The organism is Promicromonospora sp. NPDC060271 (assembly GCF_042726755.1).
In the GTDB taxonomy this organism is placed as follows: Bacteria; Actinomycetota; Actinomycetes; order Actinomycetales; family Cellulomonadaceae; genus Promicromonospora.
The window spans coordinates 1-13,965 of sequence record NZ_JBHXBG010000141.1; the positions used below are offsets into that span (position 1 = coordinate 1).

The 13,965-nt window shown below is 71.6% G+C and carries 11 protein-coding genes; all 11 read right to left on the reverse strand.

The annotated features are described in order from the left end of the window. Window positions 1–98 precede the first annotated feature (98 nt). Window positions 99–1,445, reverse strand: a complete 1,347-nt coding sequence (gene ftsZ / locus ACFWE2_RS19255) for a cell division protein FtsZ (protein WP_377225824.1) — start codon at window positions 1,443–1,445, stop codon at window positions 99–101. Between the two features lie 315 nt (window positions 1,446–1,760). Beyond that, a complete protein-coding gene (locus ACFWE2_RS19260) occupies window positions 1,761–2,822 on the reverse strand; it encodes an FtsQ-type POTRA domain-containing protein (RefSeq protein WP_377225825.1) in 1,062 nt (353 codons plus the stop codon). Next, on the reverse strand, window positions 2,822–4,327 hold the full coding sequence (murC, locus tag ACFWE2_RS19265; RefSeq protein WP_377225826.1) for a UDP-N-acetylmuramate--L-alanine ligase: 1,506 nt from the start codon (window positions 4,325–4,327) through the stop codon (window positions 2,822–2,824). The genes ACFWE2_RS19260 and murC overlap by 1 nt, the downstream gene beginning before the upstream one ends. Further along, window positions 4,324–5,487, reverse strand: coding sequence for an undecaprenyldiphospho-muramoylpentapeptide beta-N-acetylglucosaminyltransferase (gene murG / locus ACFWE2_RS19270; protein ID WP_377225827.1), 1,164 nt, complete (start codon window positions 5,485–5,487; stop codon window positions 4,324–4,326). Before murG ends, murC begins: the two co-directional genes overlap by 4 nt. A gap of 115 nt (window positions 5,488–5,602) precedes the next feature. Beyond that, window positions 5,603–6,835 (reverse strand): FtsW/RodA/SpoVE family cell cycle protein, encoded by a 1,233-nt coding sequence (locus ACFWE2_RS19275; RefSeq protein ID WP_377225828.1) that lies wholly within the window; start codon window positions 6,833–6,835, stop codon window positions 5,603–5,605. 15 nt (window positions 6,836–6,850) lie between these two features. Continuing rightward, window positions 6,851–8,326, reverse strand: coding sequence for a UDP-N-acetylmuramoyl-L-alanine--D-glutamate ligase (gene murD, locus ACFWE2_RS19280; protein ID WP_377225829.1), 1,476 nt, complete (start codon window positions 8,324–8,326; stop codon window positions 6,851–6,853). Beyond that, window positions 8,323–9,405: a phospho-N-acetylmuramoyl-pentapeptide-transferase gene (gene mraY / locus ACFWE2_RS19285; protein WP_377225830.1), complete on the reverse strand. Its 1,083-nt coding sequence runs from the start codon at window positions 9,403–9,405 to the stop codon at window positions 8,323–8,325. The genes murD and mraY overlap by 4 nt, the downstream gene beginning before the upstream one ends. Next, window positions 9,402–10,874, reverse strand: a complete 1,473-nt coding sequence (gene murF, locus ACFWE2_RS19290) for a UDP-N-acetylmuramoyl-tripeptide--D-alanyl-D-alanine ligase (protein WP_377225831.1) — start codon at window positions 10,872–10,874, stop codon at window positions 9,402–9,404. Before murF ends, mraY begins: the two co-directional genes overlap by 4 nt. Window positions 10,875–10,984: 110 nt before the next feature. Continuing rightward, complete coding sequence (locus ACFWE2_RS19295; protein ID WP_377225832.1) at window positions 10,985–12,583, reverse strand: UDP-N-acetylmuramoyl-L-alanyl-D-glutamate--2,6-diaminopimelate ligase; 1,599 nt, start codon at window positions 12,581–12,583, stop codon at window positions 10,985–10,987. Between the two features lie 446 nt (window positions 12,584–13,029). Then, window positions 13,030–13,413 (reverse strand): hypothetical protein, encoded by a 384-nt coding sequence (locus ACFWE2_RS19300; protein WP_377225833.1) that lies wholly within the window; start codon window positions 13,411–13,413, stop codon window positions 13,030–13,032. Window positions 13,414–13,508: 95 nt separating this feature from the next. Then, window positions 13,509–13,820: a hypothetical protein gene (locus tag ACFWE2_RS19305; RefSeq protein WP_377225834.1), complete on the reverse strand. Its 312-nt coding sequence runs from the start codon at window positions 13,818–13,820 to the stop codon at window positions 13,509–13,511. Window positions 13,821–13,965 lie beyond the last annotated feature (145 nt).

Consider the following 13,965-nt stretch of genomic DNA (forward strand, 5'->3'; position numbering starts at 1 on the left):
GTCCCCCCCCGTCGCGGTGCTGGGGGGGCCCCACGCCTGGGAGTCTCCGGCTGTCGCTCACGGGTGCGAGAGTACCCGGCGGACGGCCTCGGTCCGGGTCACTTCAGGAAGTCTGGGACGTCCAGGTCCTCCGCGGCACGACGCGGGTTCTCGTCGTACAGCGGCGGCACCTCCACACGCTCGCCCTGCTCGCGCGAGACCTCCTGCCGGTTGAACGAACCGTGCACCACGACGGCGGGCTCGTCGAGCGTGCGCGGCACGTCGTCGGAGCCCTCGTCGTCGATGATGCGGGGCAGGGTGGACACCGGCGAGGGCTGGTGCGCCGGCGGGACCGACGGCGGCATGCCGTTGCCGTGGTGGTGCTCCGGTGCGCGGCGTGCCGCGTCGGACACGTCGGGCAGCGGCACCGGCGCGGTCGCAGGGCTCCGCGTCGCCGCTGGGCTCGTGACGGCACCGGCCACCTGGCCGAGCGCGCGGTTGTCCTTGCGCTCCTTGGGCAGACCGCCGTCGAAACCCGCAGCGATGACGGTGACGCGCACCTCGTCGCCCAGGGCGTCGTCGATGACCGTACCGAAGATGATGTTCGCCTCGGGGTGCGCCGCCTCCTGCACCAGGCGCGCGGCCTCGTGCACCTCGAACAGACCGAGGTCGCTGCCACCCTGGATCGACAGCAGCACGCCGTGCGCGCCGTCGATCGAGGCCTCGAGCAGCGGCGACGAGATCGCCAGCTCAGCGGCCTGGACCGCACGGTCCTCCCCGCGGGCCGAGCCGATACCCATGAGCGCGGAGCCCGCACCCTGCATCACCGACTTCACGTCCGCGAAGTCGAGGTTGATCAGACCGGGCGTCGTGATGAGGTCGGTGATGCCCTGCACACCGGAGTGCAGCACCTGGTCGGCCGAGTGGAACGCCGCGATGGCGGACACGTTCCGGTCCGACATCGACAGGAGCCGGTCGTTCGGGATCACGATCAGCGTGTCGACCTCGTCGCGGAGGTTCTCGATGCCGCTGTCGGCCTGCACCGCACGGCGCCGGCCCTCGAACGTGAACGGCCGGGTGACCACCCCTACCGTCAGCGCGCCGAGCGAGCGCGCGATCCGTGCGACCACGGGTGCGCCGCCCGTGCCGGTGCCGCCACCCTCGCCCGCCGTCACGAAGACCATGTCGGCGCCGCGCAGGACGTCCTCGATCTCCTCCGCGTGGTCCTCCGCCGCCTTCTTGCCGACCTCGGGGTCCGCGCCGGCGCCGAGGCCGCGCGTGAGCTCCCGCCCGACGTCGAGCTTGACGTCGGCGTCCGACATCAGGAGTGCTTGTGCGTCCGTGTTGATCGCGATGAACTCGACGCCCTTGAGGCCGACCTCGATCATGCGGTTGACGGCGTTCACACCACCGCCGCCGATACCGACCACCTTGATCACTGCCAGGTAGTTCTGCGGAGTTGCCACGTCGTCTGCCTTTCGATCGGGTCCCGAGTCCCGACTCTCATCCCAGAACCCTCAGGTTGAGGTAGAGGGTTAGAGTTATGTCAGGTTGCTGCTGAGTTCGACGGTAGGTGCGTCGTCGAGGTGTGTCGAAGACATCGTCGCGCGTGTCGCGCACCGATGCACGCGAGAAATCACACGGATGTCATTTTCGGCCGCGACCGGCCTGACCAGCGACGTCAGAAGACCGATCTGCGGTGTTCCGCGCCTGACCTGCGACGTCACGAGCCCGACCTCGGCGTCATTCACCCCACCCGGGGCCAAACCGGCAGGTGCCGGTCAGCGTGTGACCGGCAGGGCGGGCGACGAGACGTCGATGGTCGTCGCCGACGGCTCCGCGCGCAGCAGGGTCTGGGCCACCTTGATCTTGAGCTCGACCTGCGCCCCGCTCCCCCACCGGATCACGCGCCCGTCCGACAGCGTGGTCCGCACGTCGTCCTGTGTCGCCGCGCTGACCGTCTGGATGCTGCCCGCGAGCTTCCGCGGCAGGGCGCCCAGCACCTCGAGTGCCGCGTTCATGGCCCGCCGCCCGGCCTCGTCGTCGGTGAGCGAGACCACTATCGACGGCAGGTGGTCGGGGGCGTCCTCCACCGTGCCTACCCGCACGCCCTCCGCGTCCATCAGCGCGTACACGTCGCCAGGCTGCGGGACGGCGGCCACCGGCTCGCGGGAGGTGAGCCGCACCGTCAGGCCGTCCGGCCACGCGCGCGTGATCGCCACGTTCTTGACGGCGTTCATCGCGAGGATCTCCTCGCGCAGACCCACCGTGTCGAGGCGCGGCAGCGGTGTGCCCGCCTCGTCGGTCACCGCCTCGCGCACCTGCTCGACGTCGACGGTGGTGCCCTGCCCGGACACGTGAACCTGCTCGGGGTCGAGCGCGAGCAGCGGCGAGAAGAACGTCACCCACACCAGGCCCGCGGTGACCGCCAGGGCCAGGGCGGTCCAGCCGATCCGCCGCCACATACGGTAGCGGGCCATCGCCGTGCGTTCGGCGAGCCGGTCGGCAAGCTGGTCCGAGACCACGGCGTCACGGAGGCCCGACGGCGTCGCGCGCGCCGTGCCGGGTCGGCTCGCCGGGAGCCTCGCCGGCGCCGGACCCGCCGGCGTGAGCTGTTCGACCGGGCGCCGCTGGGCCGGTGCCTTCGCACCGGACGGCCTGCGGCCGGGCGCGGCCGGTGCAGGAGACCGCTGAGCGGACTCCTGCACCGGCCCGTCACCCCGAACGCCGCGGGCGGTCGGACCCGTGGCCTCCTGGCCGTCGTACTCCTGCTGTGCCGGACCGTCGCCTGCGGGGCGCGGCCGTGCCGTGCCCGCGGCGCGAGGACGCGCGGGCGGTCGCATCAGTCCTCGCCCAGCCCCGTGGCCGAACCGGTCGCCACGCGGCCGTTCAGGCGCGCCAGGACGGCGGGCCCGAGCTGCGTCACGTCACCGGCACCGACCGTGAGCACCACGTCGCCCGGGCGGGCGAGGTCGGCGATCGCGTGCGCGGCGTCGAGGCGGTCCGGCACCGCGTAGACGGCACCGTGGTCGGCCATGAGGTCGACGATGGTGTTCGCGGTGACCGACGGGTCGGGCTCCTCGCGGGCCCCGTAGATGTCCGTGACCACCACCTCGTCGGCCGCGGACAGCTCCAGCGCGAACTTGTCGGCGAAGAACTTGGTGCGCGAGTAGAGGTGCGGCTGGAACAGGACCAGCACCCGGCCGCCGTCGGCGATCTCGCGGGCGGCCGTCAGGATGGCCCGGATCTCCGTGGGGTGGTGGGCGTAGTCGTCGATGACGCGGACGCCGTCCGAGATGCCCTTCTCCTCGAAGCGCCGACCCGTGCCGACGAACGCCTCGACGCCCGCGACCGCCTGCTCGGGCGCCACGCCCAGCTTCACCGCTGCGATCACCGCGGCGGTCGCGTTGAGCACGTTGTGCTTGCCGGGGACCGAGAGCCGCATCGGGATGCCCGGCACGTTGCCCGACACGCCCGCGCCGTCGGCCACCTGCTCGTTGGTGCCGAGGATGTCGCCGCGCAGGACGGCGGTGGTGCCCTCCGGCGTCGTCGAGATGTCCGTGACCCGCACGCGGGCCGTGTCGCTGGTGCCGTAGGTGATGACGTGGCCACCGGTCGCGCAGATGGTGGCGCCCACCGAGAGCGAACCCTCGTCGTCGGCGCACGCGATGAGCCAGCCGTCGGGGACCAGACGGCGCGCGAACCGGATGAACGCTCCGCTGAACGCCTCCGGGGTGCCGTAGTGGTCCAGGTGGTCCGCCTCGACGTTCGTCACCACCGCGATGGTCGGCGTGTAGTTCAGGAACGAGCCGTCCGACTCGTCGGCCTCGGCCACGAGCACGTCGGACGTCCCGAGGTGACCGCCCGGCGTCGAGCCACTGGCGGTGCGGACCGTGCTGCCGATCGCGTACGACGGGTCGAGACCAGCCTCGCGCAGGATCGTCGCGATCATCGCCGACGTCGTCGTCTTGCCGTGCGCTCCGGCGACGGCGACGCCGCGCCGCCCCTCCATCAGCGCGGCGAGCGCCTGCGAGCGGTGCAGCACGTTCAGGCGGCGGGCGCGGGCGGCCGCCAGCTCCGGGTTGTCCTCGTGCACGGCGCTCGAGATCACCACCGAGTCAACGCCCGTGAGGTGCGCGGGGTCGTGCCCGACCCACACCTTGACGCCCTCGGCCCGCAGGGCCTCCAGCGTCTCCGAGTCGGCGGCGTCCGAGCCCTGCACCGGCACGCCGCGCCCGGCGAGCAGGCGCGCCACCACGGACATGCCCGCCCCGCCTATGCCGATCATGTGGACGCGGCCGAGCTTCGCGACCTGATCCGTCATCTGATCCGTGACCGTGGTGCTCATGACCTGACCTCCGTGGTGTCGGTACCTGCTGACCGTACGGCTTCCTCGACGAGATCGACGACACGTGCCGCGCCGTCGGTGGTGCCGGCCGACCGAGCGGCCTTCGCCATGACACCGAGCCGCTCGCGGTCCGCGAGCAGCGGGGGAACGTTCGTGGCCACCCACTCGGGTGTCAGGTCCGCGTCGTCCACCAGCAGGCCGCCGCCTGCCGCCACGAGCGGAGCGGCGTTGAGCCGCTGCTCGCCGTTGCCGATGGGCAGCGGCACGTAGACCGCCGGGATGCCGAGCGCGGCCTGCTCGCCCACCGAACCGGCGCCGGACCGGCAGACCACCAGGTCAGCCACCGCGTAGGCGAGCTCCATCTGCTCCAGGTACTCGCGGACCTGGTAGCGCCGGCGGTCGAGGTCGGGGACCGCCGCCAGCGTCTCCAGCACCTCGGGGCTGCGGCCCTTGCCGGTCAGGTGCAGCACCTGGGCACCCGCGGCGAGGATCTGGGCCGCCACGCCGGACACCCCGCGGTTCAGGTTCACCGCACCGAGGGAACCGCCCGTGACGACGAGGGTCGGCAGCGCGGGGTCGAGGCCCAGCTCGGCGGCGGCGCGGACCCGGACGCCCGCGGCGTCGGCCTCGCGCTCCTGCACGAGCGCCGCGATGGCCTGCCGCAAGGGCAGTCCCGTGAGGACGCCGCCGCGCAGCGGTGTGCCGGCGAAGGTGAGCCCGACCCGGGACGCCCACCGCGCGCCCAGGCGGTTAGCCAGGCCGGGGCGCATGTTCTGCTCGTGGATCACGATCGGGATGTCCTTGCGCCGGGCCGCGAGGTACGCCGGCGTGGCCACGTACCCGCCGAACCCGATGACCGCCTGCGCGTCGATCTCGTCGATCGCGTCCTCCGCCGACCGCACGGCGGCGGCCAGCCTGCCCGGCAGCCGCAGCAGGTCCGGGCTGGGGCGCCGGGGCAGCGGCACGCGCGGGATGGGCCGCAGCTCGTAGCCGCGCGCCGGCACGAGCTCGGCCTCCAGACCGGTGGTGGTGCCGAGCGCGAGCACGCGTGCGCCCGGCTCCCTGCGCCGTACCTCGTCGGCCACCGCGAGCAGGGGGTTCACGTGTCCTGCGCTACCGCCACCGGCGAGCACCACCGACACAACTGCTGAGCTCATCATCACCTTCTCGTCGTCGCCCGGCCGAACGGCCCGGGCGGATCGGTGCGCGGCCGCCCCGCCGCGACAAGACCTGAGGTGCCGGATCTCGTCACGGATGGAGCCACCGTGCACATTTCTACCGTCTACGAACCGCGCCGCCCAGCACAGCCAGTGACTTGCGCACGACGCTACCGCGTGCAGCCAGTGCCTTGGCAGCCCCCGGCTCGGTCCGGGCGAACGAGATCACCATCCCGAGCGCCGCCATCGTCGTGATGAGCGCGGACCCACCCGCCGACACCAGCGGGAGCGGCACCCCGATCACCGGCAGGACGCCGATCACCACGCCGATGTTGATGAACGCCTGGCCCACGATCCAGCAGCCGACGGCGGCCGTGGTCACCTTGACGAACGGGTCGGTGTGCCGCCAGATCACCCGGCTCATCGCCAGCCCGAGCACCGCGAAGAGCGCGAGCACCAGCACCGTGCCGAACAGGCCGAGCTCCTCGCCGATCACGGCGAAGATGAAGTCGTTGTGCGCCTCGGGCAGGTAGTTCCACTTCTCGCGGCTCCCGCCCAGGCCGACGCCCCACAGCCCGCCGGTGCCCAGGCCGAACAGGCCGTGCAGCGACTGGTAGCAGTCGGAGGCCGCGTCGCACTCGGCGCCGTAGGTCGCGATGATGCGCTGGAGCCGGTCTCCGGAACCCTGCTGCAGGATGAACACGTAGCCGACGACGAAGGCCGCGAGCACGGCGCCGAGCGTCATCAGCGACATGGGCACGCCGGACACGAAGAAGGCGCCGGCCACCAGGAGGCCCATCACGAGCGCCGTGCCGAGGTCCCCGCCCGCGAGCACCAGGCCGAGCACCACGACGGCGCCCGGCACAGCGGGCAGGATCGCGTGCGACCAGCTCCCCAGCAGCGCCTGCTTACGACCGAGCACCGTGCCGAGCCAGATGGCGAGCGCGAGCTTGGCGAGCTCGGACGGCTGGAAGCGCACCGGCCCGAACACCAGCCAGTTCTGCTGGCCGTTGGTGACCTCTCCCATGAAGATCACCGCGACGAGCAGCACGAGCGCTATCGCGAGACCGGGCAGCGCGAGCCGCTTGTACCAGCGGACCGGCAGGTGGGCGGCGATCAGCAGCACGGGCAGGCCCATCAGCGCGTACTGCGCCTGGACGAGGAACGCGGCGTACGGCGACTCGTCCGCGGCGATCGAGGTCACGGTCGAGCTGGACAGCACCATGATCAGGCCGATGACGGTCAGCAGCCCCGTGACGCCCACCAGGAGGTAGTAGCTGGAGACGTTCGAGTTCCACTGGCCCAGCCAGGAACGCGCGGGAGCGCCGCGGTTCGTACTCGTCGTGGCCATACCCGTCCCTCCGGCTCAGGCGGTGAGCTCACGCACCACGCGTGCGAACTCCTCGCCGCGCTGGACGTAGGAGGTGAACTGGTCCTGCGACGCGCCCGCAGGGGCCAGCAGCACGGTGTCCCCCGGCTGGGCCAGGTCCCGCGCTGCGGCTACCGCCCGGCGCATCACGGACCCAGTGTCACCGGGATCGATCACCACGACCGGGACCTTCGGCGCGTGTCGGGCCAGCGTGTCGGCCAGCGGCCGGGGGTCCGCGCCGATCACCACCGCCGCGCGCATCCGGTCGGCGCGGGACGAGACGAGCTCGTCGAACGTGGCGCCCTTGGCCAGCCCGCCCGCGATCCACACGACGGTGCCGTGCGCGAAGCCGGCCAGCGAGGCGGCAGCGGAGTGCGCGTTCGTGGCCTTCGAGTCGTTCACGTACGTGACGCCGTCCGCCTCGGCGACGCGCTGGATGCGGTGGTCGCTCGGCCCGAAGGACCGCAACCCGTCGCGGACGGCGGACGCGGGCACGCCGTGCGCGCGGGCCAGCGCGGCGGCGGCCAGGGCGTCGGCCACGATGTGCGAAGGCACGACGCCGTTGTGATCGCCGAGTTGCTTGAGATCAGCCAGGGTGCCGAGCTCCGCTGCGCTCTTGCGGCGGTCCGGATCGTCCCCCGCTGCGTGGAAGGCGCGGTCCACGAGGACGTCGTCGACCAGGCCGAGGTCGCCCGGACCCGGCATGCCCGCCACGAAGCCGACGGCGCGTGCGCCCTCGACGACGTCGGCCTCGCGCACCAGGTCCTCGGTCCTCTTGTCCGCGACGTTGTAGACGCAGGCGACCTTGACGTTCTCGAAGATGCGGCCCTTGTCGCGCGCGTACGCGTCGAGGGTGCCGTGCCAGTCGAGGTGGTCGGCGGCCACGTTGAGGACCGCGCCGGCCTCCAGCGACATCGTGTGCGTGAAGTGGAGCTGGAAGCTGGAGAGCTCCACCGCGAGGACGTCGAGGGTCGGGTCGAGCGCCGCCTCGGCGAGGGACCTGCCCACGTTGCCGACGGCGGCGGTGCGCAGGCCGGCGGCCCGCAGGATCGCGGCCAGCATCTCGACGGTGGTCGTCTTGCCGTTGGAACCGGTCACGGCCAGCCACTCGGCCGGGCGGTCGGAGCCCAGGCGGTCGACCCGCAGGCGCCACGCCAGCTCGGCCTCGCTCCACACGGGCACGCCCGCGGCCAGCGCGGCGACGACGACGGGGTGGTGCGGCGCGAAGCCCGGCGAGGCGACCAGCAGGTCCGCCTCGGCGAGCACGGCGGCGGCGCCGTCGGCGTCCAGCGCCCTGTGGTCGGCGTCGTCGGCCTTGTCGTCGACGGTGACCAGGGACGCGACGCGCGGGGTCAGGACGCCCCGCAGCGAGCGGCCGGTGACACCGAGGCCGGCCAGGACCACCCGGGCCGCACCGAGCGGGACCCGCGGCTCGACGGTCCCGTAGGTGTCTGGGCCGGGCGCGTCCGTCACGAGACGACCCACTCGGCGTAGAAGATGCCCATCCCGATCCCCGCGAACAGCCCGGCGATGAGCCAGAACCGGATGACGATCGTGACCTCGCCCCACCCGGAGAGCTCGAAGTGGTGGTGCAGCGGCGTCATCTTGAACACCCGCTTGCCCGTCAGCTTGAAGGAGGTGATCTGGATCACCACCGACGAGACGATGAGCACGAACATGCCGCCGATGATCACGGCCAGCAGCTCGGTGCGGCTCAGGATCGACAGGCCGGCCAGAGCACCGCCCAGGGCGAGCGAGCCGGTGTCACCCATGAAGATCTTGGCGGGGTTGGCGTTCCACCACAGGAAGCCGACGCAGGCACCCGTGACGGCCGCGGCCACGATCGCGAGGTCCTGCGGGTCACGCACCTCGTAGCAGCGTGGTCCGGCCGTGGCCACGATCTGGCAGGACTGGTTGAGCTGCCAGATGCCGACCAGCACGTACGTGCCGAAGGTGATGATCGAGACGCCGGTGGCCAGTCCGTCGAGGCCGTCGGTGATGTTCACCGCGTTGGACCACGCGGAGACCAGCAGGTTCGCCCAGATCACGAAGAGGATGAGGCCGACCGTTGCGCCGGCGAAGGCCAGGTCGAACTCGGTGTCGCGCAGGAACGAGATCTTGGTCGACGCCGGGGTGCGCGAGTTCTCGTTGGGGAACTGCAGCGCGAGCACCGCGAACGAGATGCCGACGATCCCCTGGCCGATCAGCTTGGCGCGGGGGGTGAGGCCGAGGGACCGCTGCTTGCGGATCTTGGTGAAGTCGTCGAGGAACCCGATCAGGCCGAGGCCCGCCATGAGGTAGAGCGCGAGCAGCGCCGAGATGCTCGGCAGCCGCTGGGACACCAGCATCGAGGCCGCGACGCCGAACACGGTCGCCGCGATGATGACGACGCCGCCCATCTGCGGCGTGCCGCGCTTGATGAAGTGCCCGGTGGGGCCGTCCTGCCGGACGAACTGGCCGTAGTTCTTGTGGATCAGGAACTTGATGAAGACCGGCGTGCCCAGCAGGGCGACGAGCAGCGCCACCGCGGCGCTGACCAGGATCGCGATCACTTGTGGTTGTCCTCTGTGGTCGTGGCCCCGGACAGGTGGTCCCCGAGCGCCGTCAGCCCTGCGCCGAGGGAAGACTTCACGAGCACGACGTCGCCGGCCTCCAGCGACTCGTCCAGCAGCTCGCGGGCGGCGGCGATGTCGGGCACGAAGATCGACTCCGAACCCCAGGACCCCTCCTGCATGGCGCCCTCGTGGATGTGGTAGGCGCCCTGGCCGATCACGACGAGCTGCTTGATGTTCAGCCGCACCACGAGCCGGCCGATCTCGTCGTGCGCCGCACGGGCGCTGTCGCCGAGCTCGAGCATCTCGCCGAGCACCGCGACCGAGCGGCGGGTCCGGCCGGACACCACCGCTAGGGTGCGCAGCGCGGCCTTCATCGAGTCCGGGTTGGCGTTGTACGCGTCGTCGATCACCGTGACGCCGTCGGGCCGCTCGGTGACGGCCATCCGGTGCGGGCTCAGCGCGGTGGCCTCGGAGAGCCGCTTCGCGACGTCGGGCAGGGGCACGCCGAGGCGCAGCACCGCCGTCGCGGCAGCGAGCGCGTTGCTCACGTGGTGCGCTCCGACGAGCCGCAGCGCGACGTCCGCACACTGCTCGTCGGCCTCGCCACCGCGGGCGACACGAAGCGTGAAGCTCGCCCTGCCCATGGGGTCGATGGTGATGTCCTCGGCGCGGACGTCGGCGGCCGGGATGGTGCCGAAGGTCTGGACGGTGGTGCCCGGGCCGGCGAGGCTCGCCATGGCGACGACCCGCTGGTCGTCGGCGTTGAGCACGACGGAGCCGCCGTCGACGACGCCGGAGACCATCTCGGACTTGGTCTTCGCGATGATCTCGACACTGCCGAAGTGGCCGATGTGCGCGACGCCCACCGCGAGCACGATGCCGATGTCGGGCGGCGCGATGCCCGTGAGGTAGGCGATGTTGCCTGCGCGGTCTGCGCCCATCTCGAGCACGAGGTAGCGCGTGGCGGCCGTGACGCGCAGGACCGTCAGCGGCAGGCCGATCTCGTTGTTGAACGAGCCCTTGGTGAAGATGATCGCGTCCTCGCCGCCCGACTCGTTGCCCGCTTCCGGCGTGAGGAGCTGGCCGATCAGGTCCTTGGTGGTCGTCTTGCCCACCGAGCCGGTGACGGCAACGACCTTGGGCACCGCTGCGCCGGTCGACGTGTCGCGCACCGTCGCGAGGACGTAGCGCGCCAGCTCGCCGAGGGCCGCCTGGGGGTCGTCCACCACTACCGTCGGCAGGCCGTCCAGCTCGCGGGAGGCCAGCACCAGCGCGGCACCAGCGGCCACCGCGGCGGCCGCGTAGTCGTGGCCGTCCACCCGGTCGCCGGGGAGCGCCACGAAGAGCACACCGGGCGCGGCGTCGCGCGAGTCGATGATCACCGCCCCCGTGACCGTCACGTCCGGGTCGGCGTGCAGCCGCCCGCCGGTGGCTGCAGCGACCTGGGCCGCAGTCAGCTCGATCATGCCTGTGGTGTCCTCTCCTGCACGGGGTCCTGCTCTGGCTACGCGTACTGCTGGGTCTGCTGGGTCTGCTGGGATTGCGCGTCCTGCTGGGCTTGCACGTCCTGCTGGGGTTACACGTTCTGCTGAGGTCGCACAGCCCGGTCCGCCAGCGCGGCGCGTGCCTCGACGCGGTCGTCGAGCTGGTGGTCCACGCCGGCGATCTCCTGGACGGTCTCGTGCCCGCGGCCTGCGACCAGCACGGTGTCGTCCGGACCGGCCGCGAGGATCGCGGCGCGGATGGCGTCCGCGCGCGGGGCGACCTCGTGGACCTCCACGGTACGCGAGCCGCTGCCGTCCGCCGCATCGACGGTCCGGCCGGGCGTGCCGTCGGTCCCGGTGCCCGCGAGCACCTCTGCCCGCACCTTCGCGGGGTCCTCGTCGTGGGGGTCGTCGTCGGTCACGTAGACCACGTCCGCGCCGCGGACGGCGGCGGCGCCCATGAACGGCCGCTTGCCCGGGTCGCGGTCGCCCGTGGCGCCGAAGACCACAGCGAGCCTGCCGGACGTCGTCGGCCGCAGGGCGGCGAGGCTGAGCTCGAGCGCCTCGGTGTTGTGCGCGAAGTCCACGACCACGCGCGGGGCGGTCGCGAGCACCTCCATGCGGCCGGGGACGGTGGCGCTCAGGCCGTTGCCCGCCGCCAGCGCGTCGGTCACGTCGCGGATGTCCGAGCCGCCCTCGAGCACCATCGTCACCGCGAGGGCCGCGTTGGCCACGTTGTAGCCGCCGGGCAGCGAGGTGGAGGTGCGCAGGGTGCGCCCGTCGCGGTGGGTGAGGGTGAAGGCGGACCCGGTGCCCGACGGCGCGACGTCGGTCACGGTCCAGTCGGCGTCCTTCGCGCTGGTCGACAGCGTCGCGACGGGGATCTGCGCGGCCTCGGCCATGCGTTCGCCCCAGGCGTCGTCGACGGTGACGACGCCGCGGCGGGCGCGGGCGGGCGTGAACAGGTCGGCCTTGGTGGCGAAGTACGACTCGAAGTCGCCGTGGAAGTCGAGGTGGTCCTGGGTCAGGTTGGTGAACCCGGCGACGCCGAACACGACGCCGTCGACCCGGTGCTGCGCGAGCGCGTGAGAGGAGACCTCCATGGCGAGCGTGCGCACGTGGTCCTCGCGCATCGCGGCGAGGAGGGCTTGCAGGTCGGCGGCCTCGGGGGTGGTCAGGACGCTCGGGATGACGCGGTCGCCGGAACGGGTCTCGACGGTGCCGATCAGGCCGCCCTTCCAGCCGAGCGACCGCAGGAGGTGGTCGAGCTGGTAGGTCGTGGTGGTCTTGCCGTTGGTGCCGGTGACGCCGAAGGTCATCAGGTCCTCGGCGGGGTTGCCCAGCACCCAGGCGGCGAGCTGGCCAAGGATGCCTCGGGGGTCCTCGTCCGCGACGAGCACGGGGACGCTGTTGTCGGCGTCGATCAGCTGGGCTCCGCGCGCGTCCGTGAGGATGGCGCTGGCCCCGCGCGCGACGGCGTCGGCGGCGAACTGCGCGCCGTGCGCGCGGGCACCGGGGACGGCCACGAAGAGGTCTCCCGGCCTGGCGACCCGGTTGTCCGAGGCCACGCAGGTGACCGCGGCATCAGCGGGATGACCTGGGGCGATGGTGAGGCCGAACGCGGCGGCGAGGTCGGAGACCTGGCGCGCGGTGGTGGCCGCCGGGCGGATCCGGTCGAACGGGGATGTCACGGGGTAGAACCTACCGCGTCCGGGGGTAGGGGCCTGTCGTGTCTGTGGGGCTTGGGTGGTGGTTGTGGGGTGGTCCGGGCACGAATGCTGGCCAGGCTGCGACCGGTCCGAACGACCACGCGGGGCGCGCTATCAATCGTCCGCGACGAACTCCACGCAATATTCCATCTTTACGTGGAACCTCCGACGTCGAAGCTTGCTGCCGGAGATGTTTCAAACCGAGACGCGAAGTCGTCCGAGAGCGGCCATACGCCGGAACGTACATCCTCCGACACACCTAGGCCGTGGGCGATCATTTGATCGGAAACCCATTCCGGCAGAACTATCCACTCGACCACTGTCCGCCGACCGAACTTCGCATGCCCCTGGACGGCCCAGATCACGCGACGTACTCCCGGCGGACGACAGACACTTGACCTCGACCCCTGCGTTGGATCGCACAAGCACTAGACACAATCAACCTGGCCATGCTGCCCGCGCCACCACGATTCCTCCCGACCGGCGCTCTCGTAGGAGGAAATCTCTCCCAGCACGTGCGATACGAACTTGTCTGGCAGTCGCACAGCATGATCGCTCACATAATGGACCAGCCCGTCGGGCCAGACGAACGTCCCGTCACTGAGTTCTAGATCTCCGTTGTTGCGTCCGCAGATCCGGCACGGCGAATAACCCATATAGGCCCGCACCACAAACCCCCGCTGCAAGTAATCCGCGACCAGGTCGCGCGTATCAGAATCCCACGACACGTCAACGAACTCACTCGGTGACGGCCAACCTGGAGCCCGCTCACCGGACCAGTAGCCGATCAAGATCAGCTCAGGCTCAACCATGCCCACTCACCGTCGCCCTCACCGTCGTAGAGGAGATCAGATGTTCCATCTGAGGGCACGTCACCCATGTTGGCCCGTAGGCTCCAGCCGGATATTCAGTCATTGTCACCCTCGAGCACGGCGATGCGGTGCTCGAGCCGCCTGATCCGGTCGTACAGGTCCACCAGGGTCACGCCATCGGCAACCACGCCCGGCCGGTGACGGTGCCGCCGGACGAAGTCCTCACGGCTCTCCCCGGCTCCCTGCTGGAACGTGCCGCCGGCGCCCCCGCCCGCCGGTTCCGTGCCGCCCGGGAAGATCGGCTCGCGGACCTTCTTCTGCAGACGCATGATGAGCACGCCGCCGAAGATCACCGCGAGCAGCGCGCCCAGCGGGATCAGGAGCCAGAGCAAGGAAGCTTCGAACATGGCGTCAGGCTAGCCGCGGCCGGGGCGGCGCGGCACTGTTGACGGGTCCCTGTTTACGCAGGTGAGGTGTGGTTGGGGGGGGGGTGGGGGGGGGGAATAGGTGACGCGAGCCCGGCCGCCGGAGACAACACGCCGCCCGGGGCGC